The organism is Microbispora sp. H10670, assembly GCF_014161385.1.
Lineage (GTDB): Bacteria > Actinomycetota > Actinomycetes > Streptosporangiales > Streptosporangiaceae > Microbispora > Microbispora triticiradicis.
Map to the genome: position 1 here is coordinate 1 of NZ_JABBWW010000019.1, position 21,945 is coordinate 21,945.

The 21,945-nt window shown below is 72.4% G+C and carries 17 protein-coding genes; all 17 read right to left on the reverse strand.

Annotated elements, in window-relative coordinates:
• Positions 1-376, reverse strand: a 376-nt coding sequence (locus tag HHX33_RS24035; RefSeq protein ID WP_182876609.1) for a DUF742 domain-containing protein, incomplete at its 3' end; no start/stop codon positions are given.
• A gap of 122 nt (positions 377-498) precedes the next feature.
• Positions 499-912: a roadblock/LC7 domain-containing protein gene (locus HHX33_RS24040; RefSeq protein ID WP_204288658.1), complete on the reverse strand. Its 414-nt coding sequence runs from the start codon at positions 910-912 to the stop codon at positions 499-501.
• A gap of 8 nt (positions 913-920) precedes the next feature.
• Positions 921-4,265, reverse strand: coding sequence for a nitrate- and nitrite sensing domain-containing protein (locus HHX33_RS24045; protein WP_182876610.1), 3,345 nt, complete (start codon positions 4,263-4,265; stop codon positions 921-923).
• Between the two features lie 379 nt (positions 4,266-4,644).
• Positions 4,645-5,229, reverse strand: coding sequence for a GTP-binding protein (locus HHX33_RS24050; RefSeq protein ID WP_111699515.1), 585 nt, complete (start codon positions 5,227-5,229; stop codon positions 4,645-4,647).
• Complete coding sequence (locus HHX33_RS24055) at positions 5,210-5,569, reverse strand: DUF742 domain-containing protein (RefSeq protein ID WP_111699516.1); 360 nt, start codon at positions 5,567-5,569, stop codon at positions 5,210-5,212. The genes HHX33_RS24050 and HHX33_RS24055 overlap by 20 nt, the downstream gene beginning before the upstream one ends.
• 15 nt (positions 5,570-5,584) lie before the next feature.
• Entirely contained in the window at positions 5,585-6,004 is a 420-nt protein-coding gene (locus HHX33_RS24060) for a roadblock/LC7 domain-containing protein (RefSeq protein ID WP_111699517.1), read from the reverse strand.
• Complete coding sequence (locus HHX33_RS24065; protein ID WP_182876611.1) at positions 6,001-9,450, reverse strand: nitrate- and nitrite sensing domain-containing protein; 3,450 nt, start codon at positions 9,448-9,450, stop codon at positions 6,001-6,003. Before HHX33_RS24065 ends, HHX33_RS24060 begins: the two co-directional genes overlap by 4 nt.
• Positions 9,451-9,617: 167 nt before the next feature.
• Entirely contained in the window at positions 9,618-11,924 is a 2,307-nt protein-coding gene (locus tag HHX33_RS24070; protein WP_259402816.1) for a [protein-PII] uridylyltransferase, read from the reverse strand.
• 4 nt (positions 11,925-11,928) lie between these two features.
• The gene (locus HHX33_RS24075) at positions 11,929-12,267 is read right to left on the reverse strand and encodes a P-II family nitrogen regulator (protein WP_111699519.1); all 339 of its coding nucleotides are present in this window, start codon (positions 12,265-12,267) and stop codon (positions 11,929-11,931) included.
• Entirely contained in the window at positions 12,264-13,553 is a 1,290-nt protein-coding gene (locus tag HHX33_RS24080) for an ammonium transporter (RefSeq protein WP_220499591.1), read from the reverse strand. Before HHX33_RS24080 ends, HHX33_RS24075 begins: the two co-directional genes overlap by 4 nt.
• A gap of 366 nt (positions 13,554-13,919) precedes the next feature.
• A complete protein-coding gene (locus tag HHX33_RS24085; protein WP_111699521.1) occupies positions 13,920-14,852 on the reverse strand; it encodes a sigma-70 family RNA polymerase sigma factor in 933 nt (310 codons plus the stop codon).
• A 223-nt stretch (positions 14,853-15,075) separates the two neighbouring features.
• On the reverse strand, positions 15,076-16,212 hold the full coding sequence (gene hutI, locus HHX33_RS24090; RefSeq protein ID WP_310741499.1) for an imidazolonepropionase: 1,137 nt from the start codon (positions 16,210-16,212) through the stop codon (positions 15,076-15,078).
• Between the two features lie 140 nt (positions 16,213-16,352).
• Positions 16,353-17,696 carry a formimidoylglutamate deiminase gene (locus tag HHX33_RS24095; RefSeq protein ID WP_310741500.1) on the reverse strand — a complete coding sequence of 448 codons (1,344 nt, stop codon included), beginning with the start codon at positions 17,694-17,696 and terminating at the stop codon, positions 16,353-16,355.
• A 52-nt stretch (positions 17,697-17,748) separates the two neighbouring features.
• Positions 17,749-18,435, reverse strand: coding sequence for an SDR family oxidoreductase (locus HHX33_RS24100; RefSeq protein WP_182876615.1), 687 nt, complete (start codon positions 18,433-18,435; stop codon positions 17,749-17,751).
• Between the two features lie 334 nt (positions 18,436-18,769).
• Positions 18,770-20,551 (reverse strand): ABC transporter ATP-binding protein, encoded by a 1,782-nt coding sequence (locus HHX33_RS24105; RefSeq protein WP_310741501.1) that lies wholly within the window; start codon positions 20,549-20,551, stop codon positions 18,770-18,772.
• 143 nt (positions 20,552-20,694) lie between these two features.
• Positions 20,695-20,856: a hypothetical protein gene (locus HHX33_RS24110; RefSeq protein WP_165900921.1), complete on the reverse strand. Its 162-nt coding sequence runs from the start codon at positions 20,854-20,856 to the stop codon at positions 20,695-20,697.
• Positions 20,857-21,028: 172 nt separating this feature from the next.
• Positions 21,029-21,871 carry a hypothetical protein gene (locus tag HHX33_RS24115; protein ID WP_182876616.1) on the reverse strand — a complete coding sequence of 281 codons (843 nt, stop codon included), beginning with the start codon at positions 21,869-21,871 and terminating at the stop codon, positions 21,029-21,031.
• Between the last annotated feature and the right edge of the window lie 74 nt (positions 21,872-21,945).

Here is a 21,945-nt window from a genome sequence, read left to right on the forward strand (position 1 = left end):
CCAACTGCGGCTGATGCACATGCACCAACCCCTCCGCCGCCATGTCCGCGATCACCACACGAACCACACCCAGCGGAATCCGCAGCAACGCCGACACCTCCGCCACCGACCGCACCTGACGGCACAGCGTGCTGATCGCCTGGCGCTCCGGGGTGAGCGTGGAAAGGTCCTGGTGCATCGAGGTGGCGGAGGACACGAGTGCCTCCATCGCCAGCTGGAGGCGTGGCGTCGTCCGTCCTCCCGTCACCGCGTAGGGTCGGACGAGGGAGCTCTGCTCCGTCGGCGCCGGCCTCGGGACGGGGGTCGCACCGCCGTACTGCCGGTGGGCGTCGGCCACCGGCGGGTAGGGCTCGTTGTTCCAGCCGCCGCCTGCCACAACGTCCTCCTGACGTTCTTGTTGTCACTCCGGAATCCCGGTGGCCACCCCGTGCGCCCCGCTCCCGGGGCGCGTTTCCCGATCTGTCCTCCGCCGCGGTTCTCAGCTCACGGAACGGCGGGTCACCTCGGGTGGGACGACTGCAGCTCGGCCCGGACCGCGGGGGTCAGCACCTGCCCCGCACGCTCCACCAGCAACGTCATCTGATAGGCCACCAGACCGAGATCGGAGTCCGCCGCCGCCAGCACCGCCAGACACGACCCGTCACTGATCGACATGATCAGCAACAAACCCCGCTGCATCTCCACCACGGTCTGCGTGACGGGCCCGCCCTCGAACACCCGGGACGCCCCCTGCGTCAGACTGATCAACCCCGCGGCCACCGCCGCCAGCTGATCCGCCCGATCCTTGGGAAATCCGTCCGAGAACGCCAGAGGCAACCCGTCGGCCGACACCACCACGGTGTGCGCCACACCGGGCACGTTGTTCACGAAGTCCGTGATCAACCAGTTGATGCCGCGTGCGGCCTGACTCATCTCCCTCATCAGTCCTCCTTCTCACTGTCCTGGGCATCAGGCATGCCCAGGGACGCCGCCCCGGGGTATCCCTGGTCCTCTCCGGCCTCCCCGCGCGCGACCGCACGGCCCTGCCGTACGCCCTGCTGGAAGCTGGAGAGCCTGCTGCGCACCCGCTCGGGCGAGAGCACGGGCGGGGGTGGCGGCGGGGTGGCCGCCGCCGCGGGGGCGGGTTCCGCGGAGGGCGCGGGAGCGTTGGCAGAACCCGGCACGAGGTTGGCCTTGGGCACCCGCTTGGGCAGACCCGACGAGGTGACTCCGCCGAGGGCCGGCTCACTGGCCGCCTGGGCCGCCTGCCAGCCGACGTCGGCCGGGGACGACCAGGCCCTGCTCTCCGCGCCGTCCTCGGCGGAGTCGTCCTTCTCCTCCGGGCCGTCGGCCTTCTTGAACCAGTCCGACTCGACCGCGGCGAAGATGGGGAGGTACTCCTCCTCCGACTCCAGCGGCGAGCTGCGCACCACCGGAAGCGGGCCGGTGTTGTCCTCGCCTTCGAAGGAACCGCGTCCGGCCCACCCGGGCCAGCCCGCGCCGCCCTCCTCCTGCCCTCCCGGCCAGGAGGCGCTCCCCGGCGGCGGCAGGTGGCCGGGCCAGGGCGTGTCGACGGGCGCCTCACCCACGCGGCCGCGGTTGAAGGGGTTGGTGTCGAAGGGACTGGACTCGAACGAGCCCGCGTCGAACGCGCCCGAGTCGAACGGGCGTGACTCGAACGCGCGTGAGTCGAAGGGTCCGGAGTCGAAGGTCGTGGTCTCGAACGGGTCCCGCTCGGCCGGCGTCTTCTCGAACGGCGTCCTGTCGGCGAAGCCCCTGTCGGGGGCCTCCTTGTCGAGGGGCGTCTTGTCGAAGGCCGCCCGGTCGAAGGGGCCGGACTCGAACGGGCTGCGGGCGAACGGGTCGGGCTGGCCGAACCCCCCGCTGTCGAAGGGGTTGCGGGCGAAGGGATCCGGCTCCGCGGGGCGCTCGAAGCCGCCCGATTCGAAGGGGTTGCGCGCGAAGGGGTCGTTGCCCGCGTTCCGCTGCGGCGGCTCGAACGGATTGCGCGAGAACGGATCGGGGTCGAAACCGGTCGTCTCGCGCGGGAAGGTCTCGAAGGGCCCGCGCTCGAAGGAGGCGGCGGCCGGGGCGCCGACCCCTGGCGCGTCCGCGCCGAACACGGGGGTGCGCGGCGGGTTGTCGAACGAGGTCGGGCTGGCGAGGGCCGGCGCGCCGAACGCGGGCTCGCCGAACGCGGGGGCGCCGAACTGCGGCCCGGTCCCGACGGCCGGCATCGGGCTGGTCAGCTCCGGCTGGGGCATGCCCGGCACTCCCGGGAAGGCCGGGCCGGCGTGGGCCAGCAGCGACTCGGGCAGCAGCACCATGGCCGTCAGGCCGCCGCTGTCCTGCTGGCGCAACTGCACCCGGACGCCGTGGCGCAGCGCGAGGCGGCCGACCACGAACAGGCCCATCCGGCGGGACACCGACACGTCCACCACCGGCGGGTTCGCCAGGCGGTAGTTCGTCTCCGCCAGTTCCTCGGGCGTCATGCCGATGCCGAGGTCGCTCACGGAGATGATCAGGCCGCCGCCGTCGATGCGGTTGCTCGACACGGTGACCTTGGTGTCGCGCGGCGAGAAGGAGATGGCGTTCTCGACCAGCTCGGCCACCAGGTGGACGACGTCGTTGACCGCCTGGCCGACGATGGACGCGCCGGGCTGCACCTGGATGTCGACGCGCTCGTAGTTCTCGACCTCCGACAGGGAGGCGCGGACGATGTCGACGATGGGCACCGGCTGGCCCCAGCGGCGCGCGGCCTCCTGCCCGGCGAGGACCAGCAGGTTCTCACTGTTGCGGCGCATGCGGGTGGCCAGGTGGTCGAGCTTGAACAGGTTGCCCAGCCGGTCCTCGTCCTGCTCGCCCTGCTCCAGTCCCTCGATCAGGGACAGCTGGCGTTCCACCAGGGTCTGCGTGCGCCGCGACAGGTTCACGAACATCGCGTTGACGTTGCTGCGCAGGCGCGCCTCGTCGCCCGCGAGGCGGATGGCCTCACGGTGGACCTCGTCGAAGGCCCGCGCCACCTCGCCGATCTCGTCACGGCCGACCACGCCGATGGGGACGATGGCCGGCACCTGGGCGTTGTCACCGGCCTCCCGCAGCTTCTGGACGGTGTCGGGCAGGCGCTGCCCGGCGACCTCCAGGGCCTCGCTGCGCAGTCGTCGCAGCGGGCGTACGAGCGAGCGGGCGACGCCGGCGGTGACGAGCAGCACCGCGATCAGCAGGAGCGCGACGGCGACGGCGATGACGACGGCCCGCTGCTGCTCGTCGTCCTTGAGCGACTGGCCGCGGGCCACGATCGCCGACGTCAGCTTGGCCTCGACGGTGCGCATCCGGTTGATCGGCTGCGAGATCGCGTCGAACCACAGACGGGTGTCGTCGCGTACGGACTGGTCGAGGCCCCTGAGGTCGAAGCCCGAGTTGGCCCGGTCGAGCACGAGCGTCCGGAGGAACTCCGCCTGGTCGACCCTGCCGCCGGAGACCGTGTTGTCGTAGTCGGTCCGTTCCTCCGGCGTGGCGCTCTTGCGGAACGCGCGCAGCTCGCTCTCCTGGGCGGACATCGCGCCGAGGAAGCTCTGGAGCTGGGCCTGCTCGAACCGGCCGGAGGTCAGCACCGTGGACAGCAGGCCGCGCTGCTGGGAGGCGCTCTCCTTCGCGCGGGCGAGTGCGGCCAGGGTGACCGACATCGCGCCGAGCCGGTCGTCGACCGTGCCCTTGGCCAGTTCGTCCTGCAGGGCCAGCAGGTTGTCGATGACGAGGGTGTACTGGTCGAGCACCGCCCGCGGCTGCAGGTTCCCCTCCGCGGCCTGGCCGCGCAGCGACTCCACGCCGTCGAGCTTGCCGAGGATGTGCTCGATCTCGGCCGAGGCCCGGTCGCTCACGCCGGTCCTGATCTCGTTCGCCAGGTCGCGTACGGCGGTGGCCGCCTTGTTCGTGAGGATGGTCTGCGCCTTGACGGCGGCGGCCGCCTTGGCCGGGCGGCCGATCGTGGCGTTCCACGCGGCCCGGTCCCGCTCGGCCTGCAGTTCGTGGGTGAGGTTCGCGACGCGGTCCACCAGCCGGGCCAGCTGGCTCGTCTGCTGGTACTGCGCCGCCGTGGCCACCGAGGTCACGATGCGGAACCCGCCGAGCACCAGTGCGGCCAGCGTGGGTATGAGGATCAGCGCCACCAGCCGGGAACGCACCCGCCAGTTACGCAGGAGGAAACGGCTTCCCTCGTCGGGCTCCTGCTCAGCCGGAACCCCGTTCCCGGGGCTCTCGTCGGTCCGGGGGTCTAGTGTCCTCACAGGCTTCGCAACCTCTCGCCGTATGTGCGCACAGGGGGAGTGTCTCGTCACGGATGTGGTCGGCGTGACACGGGAGACGTCCTGCAGGCGAGGGTAATTGCAGCACACCGACACCAGGGAGGCCAACCGAACACCCGTGCACAAACAACCTATACAGGCACGGAGATGATGTTATTTGAGCAAATATCGGGTCGTCTTCATTACCGGATTCTGCCCTTCCGGCTAGGTCACCATCTCACGAAACCACAGGCAGAAGGCTGGGAATCCGGTGACGCGGGCGGCCCGGACGGGCGCGGCCGCTGCCGGACGCCACGAAGGGCGGCACCCCCCGGGGGTACCGCCCTCGCCGCCCTCTCCCCGAGGGCTCACGGGACCGCGCTCAGTACGTCCTGCCGTAGGCGGCCCGGACCGTGAGCACGTACTCGACCAGGCTGATGAGCGTGGACTTGACGGCGTCCCGCGACCTGGCGTCCGTGCGGACGACCGGAACGTGCGGGGGCAGGGACAGCGCCTCGCGGACCTCGTCCTCCGAGTGGAGGAACTGCCCCTCCCAGCCGTTCATCGCGACGAGGAACGGAAGCTGGGCCTCCTCGAAGTAGTCGATGGCCGGGAAACAGTCGGCGAGCCTGCGGCTGTCCACGAGCACGACCGCCCCGATGGCACCGCGGACGAGGTCGTCCCACATGAACCAGAAGCGGTGCTGCCCCGGAGTGCCGAACAGATAGAGAATGAGGTCCTGGTCGAGCGAGAGCCGGCCGAAGTCCATCGCGACCGTCGTGGTCGTCTTGTTCGGCGTGAGCCCCAGGTCGTCGATGCCGGCGCTGGCGTCGGTCATCACGGCCTCGGTCGTCAGCGGAAGGATCTCGGAGACGGCACCGACGAAGGTCGTCTTCCCGACGCCGAACCCACCCGCCACGACGATCTTCGTCGAGGTAAGACCACGACTAGAGCCTGCGTAGTCCACTGAGCACCCTTTCGAGCAGGTTGAGGTCTGGCTGTCCCTGGTTGAGCTGCGGCATGTGCAGGCGGACCAGACCCTCGTCGGCCATGTCGGCGATGAGCACACGGGCCACGCCGAGCGGGACCCGGAGCAGCGCCGAGATCTCCGCGACCGATCGTACGGTACGACACAGCATCATGATCGATTCCTGCTCCGGACCGAGCAGGGAATAGTCATTGCTCTTCAAGGCCACCGATGATACGAGCGTTTCCATCGCCAGGTGATAACGCGGCTCGGCTCGCCCACCGGTGACGGCGTACGGACGGAACAGAGGTTCGTCCTCTGTCCCGTCACGATCGCGCATGCCTCACTCCCATGGTCATCGCCGCGATGTCTGCAGCTCGGCGCGCAGCGCCGGGGTGAGCACCTGTCCGGCCCGTTCCACGAGCAGGGTCATCTGGTAGGCCACCAGACCCATGTCGCAGTCCGGGGAGGCCAGCACGGCCAGGCAGGACCCGTCGCTGATCGCCATGACCAGCAGCAGGCCGCGCTGCATCTCGACCACGGTCTGGGTGACCGAGCCTCCCTCGAACACCCGCGAGGCGCCGACGGTGAGGCTGAGCAGGCCGGCGGCGACCGCCGCGAGCTGGTCGGCTCGGTCAGGGGGGAAGCCGTCCGATTGGGCCAGCCGCAGGCCGTCCGACGAGACCACCACCGCGTGCGCCACCCCAGGGGTGGTGCCGACGAAGTCGGTGATCAGCCAGTCGAACCTGCGTGCTTCCACGCTCAGCTCAGTCACGAGCCCTCCTCCTCTTTACCCGACCCTTCGGTGAGGCCGCCGGCCGCTTGGGCCCGGCCCCGCCGCACACCCTGCTGGAAGCTGGAAAGGCGGTTGCGCACCGCCTCGGCCGAGACCGGCGGACGCGGAGGCGCGGCGCTCTCCGTGCCGACCGAGCCGGGCACCAGGTTGGCCTTCGGCATGCGCTTGGGCAGTCCGGCGGCGGTGACGCCGCCGAGCGACGGGTCGCGCACGCTCGCCGCGGCCTGGAAACCGCTGTCGGCCCGCGACCGCCACAAGCCGGTGTCGCCGGACTGCTCGGCGGCGTTCGCCCGTCCGTCCGCCGGCCCGTCCATCGGCCCGGGGGCCGGTGCGGGGGCCGCTGCGGCCCGGGGGGTTCTCGCGATCTCTCCTGTGGTCTCCGCCGCGGTCTCCCCGTCCGCGGGCGGGACCGCGGTGGGACCGGTGTCGGAAGGACGGCGGAACCAGGCCGACTCGACCGAGGCGAAGATCGGCAGGAACTCGTCGCCGCGCTCCAGCGGCGAGTCCTCCGCCTCCGGCAGCGGACCGGTCGCCGACGCGAGGTCCCCCGCGCCGCCGGCCCGCGCCCTGGCGGGCGGCGGCGGGAAGGCGGTCGGCCCGGTGTCTCCCGGCGATCTCGTGACTCCCGGCGCCGGAGTGAAAGCGCTCACCCCCGTGCTTTCCCGAGCGAAGGCGTTCGGACCCGTGCTCTGCGGCGACGGCGAGACCGCGTTCGGCCCGGTGCTCTGCGGTGACGGGGGGAACGCGTTCGGCCCGGTGCTCTGAGGCGAGGACGGGAAAGCGTTCGGCCCGGTGCTCTGCGGTGACGGGGGGAACGCGTTCGGCCCGGTGCTGTAAGCAGAGGGTGCGAGCGCGTTCTCACCCGTGCTCTGCGGCGGCTGCGGGAACGCGTTCGGCCCGGTCGTGCCGGCCGGCGTGGCCGCGTCCCGCCGCGGGAGCGGGGTCGGCCCGGTGGGCAGCGACGGCCAGGAGGATTCGGACCGGCCGGGCGCGGGCTCCTCATCGAGCGGCGTGCCGAACGCCGGGGGCCACGACGCGCCCGCCTGCCCGCCGAAGGCCGGGCGGAGGGAGTCCGCGTCCGGAGACCCTCCCGGTGCTCCGGGCATCGGCTGCGGGCCCGAGTTCCCCGTGTACGTATTACCGGTGGCCGTGTTTCCGGCGTATGGGGTCTCGGCCGGCGGCGCCTCGGCGGGACCCGGCGCGCCGTACGGGTGCTCGGGCGGCGCGGGCGCCTCCCTGACCGGAGCGCCGAACGCGGAGAAGCCACCCGAGCCGTTTCCGCCGGACCCGGCGCCGCCGGCCACCGGGGGGCGGCGCGATCCCACGCCGCCGGCCGCGCCGTTGCCGGGGTTCCACGGCTCGAACGGGCCCGCTCCCGGCGCCTGGCCGGTGGGGTTGGGCTCGGCGAACGCCTGCCGGGCCGGCAGCCCGGCCGCGGTCTGCCCGACCGGGACCGACGGACGCGGCATGAGGGGCTGGTCGGCGTTGGAGATGAGCTGCGCGGGGAACAGCACCATCGCGATGATGCCCGCGCCGTCACCCCGGCGCAGCTGCACCCGGATGCCGTGGCGCAGCGCGAGGCGGCCGACCACGAACAGGCCCATCCGGCGGGACACCGACACGTCGATCGTGGGCGGCTCGGCGAGGCGGCGGTTGATCTCCGCCAGTTCCTCGGCGGACATGCCGATTCCGGCGTCGGTGACCCCGAGCATCACGGCCCCGCCCTCGACCGGGCTGCTGGAGACCACGACCTTGGTGTTGCGCGGCGAGAAGGCGATGGCGTTCTCGACGAGCTCGGCCAGGAGGTGGACGACGTCGTTGGCGGCGTGCCCGGCCAGGGCGATGCTGCGGGGAATCCGGACGACGACCCGTTCGTAGTCCTCGACCTCCGACAGCGAGGCGCGGACCACGTCGACCAGCCGGGCGGGCTGGCTGCGCTTGCGCGGCGGCTCGTGGCCGGCGAGCACCAGGAGGTTCTCACTGTTGCGGCGCATGCGGGTGGCGAGGTGGTCCAGCTTGAACAGGTCGGCGAGGCGCCGGCCGTCCTCCTCGCCCCGCTCCAGGCCGTCGATCAGTGAGATCTGACGCTCCACCAGCGTCTGGGTGCGGCGCGAGAGGTTCACGAACATCGAGTTGACGTTGGCCCGCAGGCGCGACTCCTCGGCGGCCAGCCGTACCGCCTGCAGGTGGACCTCGTCGAAGGCCTGGGCGACCTCACCGATCTCGTCGGTGCTGCCGACCGCGATCGGCTGCACCTGCGACTCCCGGTCGGGGTCGTCCGACTCGCGCATCCGCCGTACGATCTCGGGCAGCCTGCGTCCGGCGATGTCGAGCGCCTCCACCCGCAGGCGGCGCAGCGGCCGGACCATCGAGCGCGCGATGAGCGCCGTGGTGGCCAGCACGAGGACGAGGAGGGCGAGGATCAGGGCCCCGGCGATGAGGGCGTTGCGCTGCTCGGCCGACTGCAGGTCGCGGGTCCGGTCCTGCACCAGCGACGACACGCGGCCCTCGACGGCCGCCATCTGCTCGATGGTCTTGGTACTGTCCTGGAACCACCGCTGGGCCGTGTTGTCCCTGCTGCGGTAACGGCTGAGCGACTGGTTCTGCAGGCCCAGCCTGAGCGCCCACGACTTGGTCAGCTCGCCGTTCACGACGCCCGGATCGGCGAAGAGGGTCACCAGGCGGGTCGCCTCGGCCTGCGGGGCCTCCGAGTAGAACGTCGCGAGGTAGCTCGCCTGGCGCGACTGGGCGGCCAGGAAGTCCTGCAGCTCGAAGGTGGTGAAGGTCTGGTTGCGCTCCATGAACTCGCGGGTGAGGGCGGCCCGCTGCAGGGCCACCTCCTCCTTGGCGTGGGCGAGACCGCCCAGGGCGCGGACGTCGCCCACGATCTCGGGGGCGCCGTCGCTCGTGCCCAGCTCGTCGTGCAGGCGCAGGATGTTGGCGATCAGCGCGCTGTAGTCCTCCGGCGCGCCGTTGGCGCGGATGCCGGCGAGGCTGGCGAAGCGGCTCGTGAGCTGCTGGGCCTGCTCCCCCGCCCGCGCGCCGTAGTCCGCGTCGACGTTCTTGAGGTCGGCCCTCACCTGCTGCACCAGGGGGTCCACCACCGCGCGCTGGTCGGCGCGGGTCAGCTCGGTCTGGCCGTCGATGTCGAACTTGCGCCTGCTGTTGCCTCCCCAGACGAACAGGTCGCGTTCGAGGGCGAGCTGTTCGGCCAGGTCCCGCAGGTGCACCGAGTACTCCGCCGCCGACCTGGTCCGCTGGTAGGCGGTCAGGCTGTCCATCGAGCTCACGACGCGGAGGCCGGCGAGGAGCACGGCCACGAGCGTCGGAGCGAGGATCAGCGCGGTCAGGCGTGTGGGAACCCTCCAGTTGCGCGGTGAGAACGGGCTCCTCCGCCTGCGGTTATCGGTATTCGACTGCTTCATGCTCACCGGCCCCGCCATCGTTCGGCCTGCCTTCACGCGTCTGGACAGCATGAAGTGACACAGCTATATAAGCGGGGACAATTCGACCACAAGGTCATCAAGGCGAGCGGCCCTACCCCTGCCGCAGCGCCCCAATTGTTACCAAGAGGTGAGGATCGTGACCCTTATCACCTGAGGGCCGCGAGGACGTGCTCACGCACCTGGATCCGCTGCTGTTCGTCCACAATGGGGCGGCCCGTACGATCCGCCACATAGAAGACATCCACCGCTTCTGCGCCCAGAGTCTCCACACGCGCGGCCCGTACGTCAAGTCCGCACTCGCCGAAGGCACGGCCGATACGCCACAGCAGACCAGGCCTGTCGTGCGCTCTCACCTCCACCACACTCGCCGTGTTGGACTCGTCGTCAAGTAGCGTGACGCGCGGCGGCGCCACCGGCACCCGGGAAGGGCGCATGGACCTCGCCCGCCGGGCCAGGCGCTGCTCGATGTCGAGCCGTCCGGCCAGGACGAGGCGCAGATCGGCCTCCAGCGTCGCCGGATCCGGCGGCGAGCCGTACTCGGGAACGACGACGAACTCGATCACGGCGGTCGACCCGGCGGACGCGGCGGAGGCGGCGCGCACCGCCATCCGGTGCGCCGCGAGCACCCCGGCCGCCCGCCACAGCAGGCCCGGCCGGTCGGGCGCGACCACGGTGACCGCGCTGCCGTTGACCCGCACCGCTCCGCCGCCGTGCCGGGCGAGCGCCGCCTGCTCGGCCGACAGCGCGGGCGCCGGCGCCGGCGGGGTGCCGGACAGCACCGACCTCACCCGTCTGACCAGGTCGGAGACCAGGGACGCCTTCCAGGAGTTCCACGCGGCCGGGCCGGTCGCGGTGCCGTCGGCCACGGCGAGCGCGGCCAGCAGTTCGAGGACCTCCCGGGAGCCGATCGCCTCGGCCACCCTGGAGATGGTCACCGGGTCGTCGAGGTCCCGCCGGGTGGCGGTCTCGGGCAGCAGCAGGTGATGCCGCACCACTGTGGCGAGGATCTCCACGTCCGCCTGCGGCAGGCCCATCCGGGTGCCGATGTCGCGGGCGACGATCTCACCGGTGGTCGAGTGGTCGCCCGGCCAGCCCTTGCCGATGTCGTGCAGCAGCGCCGAGATCAGCAGCAGGTCCGGGCGGGACACCTCGCGGGTGAAGGCGGCGGCTCCGGCCGCGGTCTCGATGAGGTGCCGGTCCACGGTGTACCGGTGGACCGGGTTGCGCTGGGGACGGTGCCGCACGCGCTCCCAGTCGGGGATCAGCTTGACGAGCACGCCGGCCTGGTCGAGCTCCTCCCAGACCGGTACGGCGGCGCGGCCCGCGCCGAGCAGCGCCACCAGCGCGCCGCGTGCCTCCGGGGGCCACGGCACGGGCAGCGGAGGCGACTGGGCGGCGAGCGCGTTGACCGTCGCCGGCGCCATCGGCAGCCCCGCCTCGGCGGCGGCCGCCGCCGCCCGCAGCACGAGCGTGGGGTCGGAGCGCGGGGTGACGCCGCGGGCCAGCACGACCTCGCCGCCGTGTTCGACGACGCCGTCCGCGAGCGGCCGCCGCCCGCGCGGCGCGGGACCGGTCAGCAGCCGGTCGACGGTGCGCCAGGTGGCGTCGAACGCGTGGGAGATGGTGCGGCCGGCCTCCGCCAGGCGGCGCATCAGCGCCTCGGCGTCGAGCATGCCCAGCGTCCCGGCGACCGCGTCCTGCTCTTGGAGCACCAGGCGGTCGGTTCCCCGGGCGGTGACCAGGTGCAGCCCGTGCCTGATGTCCAGCAGCAGTTCGTACGCCTCGCGGACGCGGGGGCCGGGGGCCGAGGCCACCCAGGCGGCGGCCACGGCCTGCATCGCCTGCACGTCACGCAGGCCGCCCCTGGCGTCCTTGAGGTCGGGTTCGAGGAGGAAGGCCAGCTCGCCGCCGGTCTCGGCGCGTTTGTCCGCCGATGCCCGCAGCTCGGCCAGCCTGCGCCGGGAGTCGGCCCGCCACTCCACGAGCACCGCCTCCCGGGCGGACCGGGTCAGTTCGGGATCGCCCACCACGTGCCGCGCCTGGATCAGCCCGAGCACGGCCTTGAGGTCCTCCCTCGCGACCTTCACCGCCTCGTCCACGGTGCGGACGGAGTGGTCGAGACCGATCCCCGAGTCCCAGATGGGGTACCAGATGCGGTCGGCGATCCTCGCCACGTCGTCGCGGCCGTTGTGGAGCAGGACGAGGTCCAGGTCGCTGCCGGGGGCGAGTTCGCCCCGGCCCAGGCTGCCCACCGCGACCAGGGCCACGCCGCTGATCCCGGTGGGAGCGGCGGGGCCTCGCTCGTCGGGGAGGCCGCCCTTCCCTCCCGATCCCTCCTCCCGCGCGTACGGCCGGGTGGCCGCCGTGCGGAACAGATCGGTGAGCCATCTGTCGATGTCCGCGGCCCGGTCCTTGCGGGTCGCGGCGAACGAGCGCGCCTCCCCTCTCATCATCCGGTTACAGCGCCTCCGGTCCGCGCTCCCCGGTGCGGACCCGGATGACCGTGTCCACGGGAACCGACCAGACCTTGCCGTCGCCGATCTTCCCGGTCTGCGCCGCCTTGACGATGACGTCGATGACGTCCTCGGCGTCGTCCTCCTCGGCCAGGACCTCGACCCGGACCTTGGGCACGAGGTCGACCTGGTACTCGGCGCCCCGGTAGACCTCGGTGTGGCCACGCTGGCGGCCGTAGCCGCTGGCCTCCGAGACCGTCATTCCCTTGATGCCGAACTGCTCCAGGGCGGCCTTCACGTCGTCCAGTTTGAACGGCTTGATGACTGCGGTGATGAGTTTCATGCGTCGACCTTCTTCGCCTGTGCCGCGGAAACGGGCCCGTTGACGGAGGCCACTCCCGAGGAGTGGACGGTGCCGAGGTCGTACCCGGTCTCGGCGTGGGTGGTGATGTCGATGCCGGTGACCTCGTCCTCCTGCTCGATCCGGAAGCCCATCGTCTTGTCGATGATCTTCCCGATCACATAGGCCATGATGAAGGAGTAGAGGCCCACCGCGACAGGGCCGAGCGCCTGGACGCCGAGCTGCGAGATCGGGCCGCCGTAGATGAGGCCCTGGTTCTGGCCGTCGGCGAAGGGGTAGCGGGCGATGAGACCGAGGGAGACCGCGCCGATCGCGCCGCCGACCAGGTGGACGCCGACCACGTCGAGCGAGTCGTCGAAGCCGAAGCGGTACTTCAGGCCCACGGCGTACGCGCAGACCGCGCCGGCCAGGAGGCCGAGCACGAGCGCCGCCCACGGGTCGACGAAACCACAGGCGGGGGTGATGGCGACCAGACCGGCGACGGCGCCGGAGGCGACGCCGAGGGTGGTGGAGTGGCCGTCGCGCAGCTTCTCCACGAGGATCCAGGCGCCGGCGGCGGCGGCCGTGGCGACCTGGGTGTTCATGAACGCGAGACCGGCGGTGCCGTCGACGGCGAGCTCGGAGCCCGCGTTGAAGCCGAACCAGCCGAACCACAGCAGGCCCACGCCGAGCAGGACCAGGGTGAGGTTGTGCGGGCGCATGGGGTCCTTGCGCCAGCCGGTCCGCTTGCCGAGCACGAACGCGAGCGCGAGGCCCGCGGCTCCGGCGTTCACGTGGACGACGGTGCCGCCCGCGAAGTCCTCGATACCGAGACCGGCCAGCCAGCCGCCGCCCCAGACCCAGTGCGCGACCGGGAAGTAGACCAGCGTCGCCCAGGCGATGCCGAAGACCACCCACGCGCCGAACTTGGCCCGGTCGGCGATGGCGCCGCTGATGAGGGCGACGGTGATGATCGCGAAGGTGAGCTGGAAGGCCGAGAACACCAGGTTCGGCATGCCGGTGCCGTCGTCCTTGGTGGCCGTGTCGATGAGGCTCTGCAGACCCAGGGCGTCCCCGCCGCCGATGAGCTTGTTGATGACGTTGTCCCCGTCACCGAAGGCGTCAAAGGCCAGCGAGTGGCCGTACAGGACCCAGGTCAGGGTGACGGTGATGATGCTGACGAACGACATCATCATCATGTTCAGGACGCTCTTCGCCCTGGTCATGCCCCCGTAGAAGAACGCGAGCCCGGGCGTCATCAACAGCACCAGTGCGGTTGCTGTGATCATCCAGGCGGTGGTACCGGTATCGATCTTCACCGACGCGGCCCTCCTTACATTTGGCGTGTGGCCGGTTATCACTCCCTCAGTGGCGTCGTCCCGGGCTTCCTCGGCCGGCTGGCTCACTGACGTTGGCGAAAGCGTGTTCTTCCGCCGTTTCAGCTCATGACCATGCGTGTTTCACATGTGTGAAACTCGCCCATCCCGTGTTTCGGCCAAGTTTCGGACGTGCTGGGAACGACAAAACGCGCACCCCTGGGGGGTGCGCGTCGTCGTGGGCGGCACGCCGGCCGCTAAGGGTGCCGCCGGGGTTCACCGAGCCGCTTCAGGGGCCGCCCGGGCCACCCGCCGGGCCACCCCGGTATGGCCAGGTCGTCAGGCGGCGCTGGCCATCTTCCGCAGCCGCGTCAGCGCGTCGCGCTCGATGCGCCGGGCGCGGTCACGGCCGATGCCGTAACGCTCACCCACCTCGGTGAGGGTGTGCTCGCGGCCGTCCACCAGGCCGTACCGCCAGCGGAGCATGTCGCGGATCTGGCCCTCCAGGCCGGTCAGCCACTGCTCCAGGCGCTCCTTCTCCAGCGTGGCCATGGCCTGCTGCTCAGGGTCGGCCCAGGTCTCGTCGGCGATCATGTCGCCCAGCTCGGTCTCGTCCTCGTCGCCCACCCCGAGCTGGAGCGAGACGGGGTCGGACGCCCAGCGGCGCAGCTCCTGCACGCGCTCGATCGGCAGGTCGAGCACCTCGGCGAGGTCGGCGTCGGTCGGCTCGGCGTCGAACTCGGCCAGCATGTCCCTGCGGACCCGCATGAGCCGGGTCATCTGCTCGCCCGCGTGGGTGGGCAGCCGCACCGGCCGCGCCTGCTCGTGGATGGAACGGCCGACCGACTGCCGGATCCACCAGGTGGCGTAGGTCGAGAACTTGTACCCCCGGCGGTAGTCGAACTTCTCCACCGCCCGGACCAGCCCGAGGTTGCCCTCCTGGACCAGGTCGATCAGGGGCATCCCCCGCCCCGAGTACTTCCTCGCCACGGCGACCACGAGACGCAGGTTGGCCTGGATGAACTCGTCCTTCGCCCGCCGCCCCGAAACGGCGAGGCGCTCGAGCTCCTCGTCGGTCGCGTCCGCGATCTTGGGCTCGGCCCTCCCGCCGTCGAGCAACTGCTCGGCGAACAACCCCGCCTCGATCCGCTTGGCGAGCTCGACCTCCTGGTCCGCGGTCAGCAACGGAACGCGGCCGATCTCGGCCAGATACGTCCCCAGCAGATCCCGGTCAGCGATCTGCTGCTCCTGCGTCCGATTCCCCGTCGCCATACGATGGCACCTCGTTCCGCCGCCACGATATGCAATATGTGAGCCGGTGACCGGACACGTCCGCCCCGTTCGGCGTGGCCCCCGGCTTCCTGCTCCTGACCCGGTCAACGGCCGGTCCATGGCAAAGATTCCCCAAATGAATACGACCGGGGAATGGTTTCCAGTTCCTCCCCAAGGAGGATGCGGGGCCGGGAAAAAAGCCGTTTACCCAGGTGTCCCGGGTCTAAACAAGGCGGCGTCCCCCTCGCCACACCTGTGCCACCAGCGGCACGCCGGGCCGGTACGCCAGGTGGACGTACGAGGGCGCCTCCAGGATGACGAGGTCCGCGCGGCCGCCCACGCACAGGGTGCCGACATCGGTGCGCCGCAGCGCCCGGGCACCCCCGCGGGTGGCCGCCCGTACGGCCTCCAGCGGCGTCATGCCCATCTCCCGGACGGCCAGGGCGATGCAGAACGGCATCGACGTGGTGAACGACGACCCCGGGTTGCAGTCGGTGGCCAGCGCCACGGCGACCCCCGCGTCGAGCAGCCGCCGCGCGTCGGGGTACGGCGACCTGGTGGAGAACTCCGCTCCCGGCAGCAGCGTGGCGACCACCCCGGAGGACGCGAGCGCGTCCACGTCGGCGTCGCCGAGGAAGGTGCAGTGGTCGGCCGACGCCGCCCCCATCTCACAGGCCAGCCGCACGCCCGGCCCCTCCCCCAGCTGGTTGGCGTGCACCCTGACCTGGAGCCCGGCCTCGCGGCCCGCCGCGAGCACCCGCCTCGCGTGCTCCTCGCCGAACGCGCCGCGCTCGCAGAACACGTCCACCCACCTGGCGTACGGCGCGCACGCCTCCAGCATCGGGCCGGTCACCAGCTCGACGTACTCGTCGGCGGTGGTCTCCGGCGGGACGACGTGCGCGCCCAGGAACGTGGTCTCCTCGGTGAACTGCCGGGCGATCTCCAGGCTGCGCCGCTCGTCCTCGACGGTGAGGCCGTACCCGCTCTTGATCTCGAAGGTCGTCGTGCCCTGCATCGTCATCTCCGAGACCAGCAGCGCGGTCGTGGAGACGAGCTCGGGGATGGTGGCCGCCCGGGTCGCGGCGACGGTGGCGCGGATTCCGCCCGCCGTGTAGGGCCGGCCCGCCATCCGCGCGGCGAACTCCGCGGTGCGGTCGCCCGCGAACACCAGATGGGCGTGACTGTCGACGAACCCCGGGATGACGGCGCGTCCCTCGACGCCGACCCGCTCGTCGGCGGGCGGTGCGCCGGCCGTGGGCCCGATCCAGCGGACCACCCCCTTCTCCGCGACCAGCGCGGCGTCCCGGATCTCCTCTCGTTCGGGATCTCCCGTGAACAGCAGTCCGATCTCGGTGAACACCGTGGAAGTCGCGTCGCTCGGCCACACGTCTCCTGATCCTCGCCAGGCCCCGCGCCGCGCAAACCCGCCGGGCCCGCCTGGAATCCCCTATTCGGGGCCGAGCACGGCGCCCGCGCGCCCCGGGCCGGCCGCGGCGCCGGTCAGGGGACGAGCGGGGCGAGCGCCTCGCGCAGCAGCGCGCCCGCGTCGCCGAGGACGTGCCGCCCGTCCGTCACGACGCGCCGCCCGCCGGACACCACCGAGTGCACGTCGGCGGCCGTCGCCGCGAAGACCACCGACGCCGCCGCCGACGCCCTCGTCGCCCCCGCCGTGCGGACCGAGTCGAGCCGTACGGAGACGAGGTCGGCCCACGCGCCGGGCACCAGGCACCCCGCGTCGGGGAAGCCCAGGGACGCCTGCCCGGCGGCTGTAGCGGCGTGCAGGAGGTCGGCGGGCGGCCAGTGGCCGCGCTCCCCCGTGACCAGCCGCTCGTCCAGCTCCACCGCCCGCGCCTCCTCGAACAGGTCGATGACCGCCTGGCTGTCGCTGCCCAGCGTGACGGGCGAGCCGGCGTCCAGGAGCCGGCGGGCGGGGCCCACGCCGTCGGCGAGGTCCCGCTCGGTGGTGGGGCACATGCACACGTGGCTGGTCGAACCGCCCAGCAGCGCCACGTCCACGTCGGACAGGTGGGTGGCGTGCACCGCGGTCGAGCGCGGCCCGAGCGCGCCGTGGTCGTGCAGCACCTGCACCGGTGTCGCCGCGTACGCCTCCACGCACGCCTCGTTCTCGGCCCGCTGCTCGGACACGTGGACGTGCAGCGGGCCGGTGTGCCGGTGGGCGAAGTCGACGACGACGTGCATCTGCTCGGGAGGCACCGCGCGCACGGAGTGGATGGCCGCGCCGATCTCCACGTCCCGCGCCCCCTCGTGCGCCCGCGCCAGTGCCTCGGCCCTGGCCGCCCAGCGCTCGGCGTCCCCGTCGCCGAACCGCACCTGGGCACCGGTGAGCGCGTCGCCGATGCCGCCGGTCAGGTAACAGGCGTCCAGCAGGGCGATGCGCAGACCGGCCCGCCTGGCCGCCTCGACCAGCGCCTCGCCCATCGCGTTCGGGTCCGCGTACGGCGTGCCCCCGGGGCCGTGGTGCAGGTAGTGGAACTCGGCCACGGCGGTGATCCCGGCGAGCGCCATCTCCGCGTACGTCGCGGTGGCCAGCGCGAGGTAGCGGTCCGGGTCGAGCGTCTCGGCGACCGCGTACATCCGCTCCCGCCAGCTCCAGAAGTCGCCCCGGCCCGTCTGGGTGTGGCCGCGCAGGGCACGGTGGAAGGCGTGCGAGTGGCAGTTGGCCAGACCGGGCAGGGTCAGCCCGGCCAGCCGCTCGGCGCCCGGCGGAGGCGGCACACCCGGCCGGACGTCCCCGATGCGGGAGCCCTCGATCGCCACCGCGACGCTCTCCACGACCTCGCCGGGCGGCAGCCACGCCATCTCGCACCAGTAAGTCACGTGCACCGGTCCTCCAGCTGGGCGGCGTGGCTGGCGCCACGGCCGGTCCGACGGGCCGTCAGCGGGTCGGTCCCGCCGCCGGCCGCACGGTGATCTCGGTGACATGCGCGTCCGGGGTGGCCGTCACCGCGGTCAGCACGGCGCGCGCCACCGACTCCGCCTCCAGGTACCTTCCCGGCTCGTACGGCTCACCCTCCTGCTCGCGCACGTCCCTTTGCATGTCCGTGGCCACCCGGCCGGGGAAGATCGAGGTGACCCGCACGCCGTTCGCGTGCTCCTCCTCGCGCAGCACGTCACCGTACGCGCGGAGGGCGAACTTGCTCGCGGCGTAGGAGCCCCAGTTGGGGTTGGCCCGCTGCCCCGCGCCGGAGTTGATCAGCACGACGTGCCCTCGGGCCGCCCGGAGGGCGGGCAGCAGCAACCTGGTCAGCTCGGCGACCGCGACGACGTTGACCTCCAGCGTCCTGCGCCACACCTCGACCGGCGTGTCGGCGAGGTGGCCGAGCCTGGCGATCCCCGCGCTGTGCACCAGCAGGTCGAGCCGTTCCACCCCCTCCACCTCGGCGGGGGTCAGGTCGGTGAGCTCCACCGCCCAGGGACGGGACCCGGGCAGCTCGTGGCACATCGCGTCGAGCGCCGTGCCGTCCCGGCCGCCGAGCAGCAGGTCGTACGTGGGGGCGAGGGCGCGGGCGATCGCCGCGCCGATACCGCGCGAGGCGCCGGTGATCAAAGCCGTGGGTCGCATGGAGCACTACCTTAGGTCGCCACGCCGGGTCGCCGCCGTCCCGCCCCGCGCACGCCGGCCCGGCCCGCGTTTCCGGTGGACCGCTCTGGAACGTGGCGGGGCGCCCCGGCCCACTGACCGGGGCGCCCCGCCTCCGGCCCGGCCACCGGGCGCGCCCGCACGCGCGTTGCCCCCGGCGTCCGGGGCGGTGGTGAAGGAGAGGTAACGCACCTCCTGCCTTCCCGGCTCCCGGTCGAAAGAAGCTGTGGTCAGGTGTAAGGGCTGCTCACGGTTCCCCATCACCCGTCCGATCGCCCGTCCGGCGGCCCGTCGGCGCGGGCCCGCCGGTCGCCGGTCAGGTCGCCACGAGGAACTGCGTGGCGGCGAGCTCCCGGTAGAGCGCGTCGGCCGCGACGAGCTCGTCGTGGGTGCCCCAGGCCCGCACACGCCCGGCCTCCATCACCACGATCCGGTCGGCTCCGGTCACCGTGGACAGGCGGTGGGCGATCACCAGGACCGTCGTCTCCCGCGCCACCTCCGCCACGACCTCCCGCAGCCGCAACTCGTTGACGGCGTCGAGCTGGGACGTCGCCTCGTCGAGCAGCAGCAGCCTCGGCCGGCGCAGCAGCGCCCTGGCGATGGCCACCCGCTGCCGCTCCCCGCCCGACAGCAGGACCCCGCGGTGGCCGACCGGCGTATCCAGCCCCTCGGGCAGCCGCTCGACCAGGTCGTCGAGGCGGGTGCGGGCCAGGGCCCGGGCGATCTCCTCGCCGGTCGCCTCCGGCGCGCCGAAGACCAGGTTCTCCCGCAGCGTCCCGGCGAGAACGGGGGCGTCCTGCTCGACGTACCCGAGCATGGCCCGCAGCTCGCCGAGCGGCCAGTCGCGGATGTCGCGCCCGCCGACCGCGACGGTGCCCTCGCTGGCCTCGTAGAACCGCTCGATGAGGCCGAACACCGTCGACTTGCCCGCGCCTGAGGGCCCGACCAGCGCGGTCATGCCGCCCGCCGGCACCTCGAAGGTCACGCCGTGGTGCACGACCGGCCGGTCCTCGTCGTACCGGAAGACGACGTCCGTGAACGTGACCCCGACGGGCGCGCCGCCCGCCGCCGGGGCGGGCGCGGCGACCGGCTCCGCGGGCAGCAGGGCGATCTCCTGGATGCGCGTGACCGCGGCCAGGCCGTTCTGCATCTGGGTGAGGCTCTGGATGATCTGCCCGATCGGGGAGACCAGGTAGAACAGGTACATGAGGAACGCGATCAGCGCGGAGATCTCCATCTCCCCCGACGCGACCCGGGCGCCGCCCACTCCCAGCACCGCGAGGAAGGCGAGCTGGATGGACGTCCACGCGCCGACCCCGGCCAGCGACGTCCACCCGGCGGCGGCCACCCCGCGGTCGCGCGCCTCGGTGGCCGCCGCGGTCACCACCGCGGTCTCGCGGGCCTCCGCGCCGCTGGCCTTGACCGTACGGAACGCCTGAAGCGCCCGGTCGAGCATCGAGCCCATCTCGCCCAGCGCCTCCTGGGCCCGCAGCGAGGCCCGTCGGATGCGCGGGGCGATCACCACGCCCATGACCGCGACCAGGGCGACGACGGCCAGGGTGACCCCGAGCAGCAGGCCGTCCATGATCGCCATCATCACCGCCGCGCCGAGGAACGTGAACGCGCCTCCGACCAGCGACGCCAGCGCGTCCGTGCAGACGGCCCGCAGCAGGGTGGTGTCGGAGCCGACGCGCGACAGCAGGTCGCCGGGACTGAGCCGGTCCACCTCGGGCACCCTGAGCCGCAGGATGCGGTCCACCAGGGTCCGGCGCGAGGCGAGCACGATGGTCTCGCCCATGCGTTCGAGGAGGAAGCGCCCCGCCGCCGCGACCAGCGCACCCGCCATGACCGCGGCCGAGAGGCCGAGCACCGGCCCGGTCATCGTGCCGCCCGCGCCGAACGCGTCGATCACCCGCTTGGCCATCAGCGGCATCGCGAGCCCGGCGAGGCTGCCGGCGAGGCTGAGCAGGCCGCCCAGCAGGAGCGTCCGCCGATGCGGCCGGACCTGGTCGAGCAGCACCCGCCAGGCGGCCCGGTCCCCCAGTGACGCCTTGCGCGGCGGAGCGGGTGAACCGTCGTCGTCGCCGTCCGTCGCCACCGCAATCTCCTCCGCGAGAGCCCACCGTGCGATCTTCCGGGGACCCTAACGCACCGGAAAGGCCGGTGCGCGCGGAGATTCCGCGTCTCTGGCCGGCGCACCCGGCCGGCCCGTGACCTCGGGCCGCGCCGGCGAGCGACCCCTCAGCCTCCTACGCCGTAGAGCAGCCGGATGTCCCTGATGGTGTCCATGATCTCGTACCAGGTGAGGCACAGGGAGGCCTCGGCCTCCTCGGTGCGCGCCTCGGCGGCCATCAGGCGGTCGCCGGTGAGCAACGCCGCCTCCTGTTTGAGTTGCGCCGCCATTTTCCGGAACACGAATCGCCCGCGAGACTCCATGCCGACCCTCCCGCCCCCCGCCAGCTTTTACATAAGCTGAAATACCCACAGAATCCGACGAAATTCTTTTCGTCCGATCAGCGGACCCTCGTTCCCGGACGCAGCGGGTTCCCGGGCGCTCAAGGGGGCTCCCGGACGCTCAGCGGGCCCGGGGGCGGCCCGACCGCCAGTGCCGCCCGGCCCGCTCCGTCCCCCGCCGGGGACGCGGGGCCACCGCCCGCCGCCGGTGGCGCCGTACGGGCGACGCGGGCGCGGGAAGGTCGTGACGGCCGGAGACGAACTCCTGGATGGCGATCTTCACCCGGATGACCGGCCGGCGCCAGCGCTCCTCCCGGTGGATCGCCTTGGCCATGAGGCGGGGCCGGGGGCGCCGCGCCCGCTCCGAGTAGAACCAGCGGGCCCACGGCGAGCCGGGGCGGGCCACCCGCACCGCCCCCACGTACAGCGACGGCGGCACGAACAGCCCCAGCAGGCCGCTCCAGATCTTCCCCTTGAGCAGGGTGATCACGGCGAAGACGAGGTTGACCACGAGGAAGGCGGGGGCGGTCCCGCCGTCCCAGCCGAGCGGGTGCAGCCCGAACAGGAGCAGGCCGGTGGCGGCGATCGCCACGAAGACCGCGTCGACCGAGGTGCGGCCCTCCTCCTGCCAGTAGACGTCCCGCAGGTGCAGGATCAGCGCGAACTCGTCGAGCACGAGGGCCGCGCCCACGCCGAAGACGGCCGAACTGAACGAGTACCACCCCTGGGAGACGCCCGACAGGACCAGCCCGGCCACCCCGCCGAGCAGGGTGAGCACCACCCCGAAGACGACGTGGTGGATGTGCATCTCGCCGACGCTGACGTTGCCGAACCACCGCGTCCTGGCCCTGATCAGCCGGACGTTGACCCGCGTGCACAGGAACGCCGTGATCAGCGCCACGAAGAAGCAGAACAACGGCAAACGGTGCGCGTCGACGACGCGTTCGCGAAACCAGTCGGCCATACGGCTATCCATCCCCTGGTCCCCGATGCTACGGCCCGCATCGCAGTGGTCGGGCAACGGTCATGCGGTGCGCG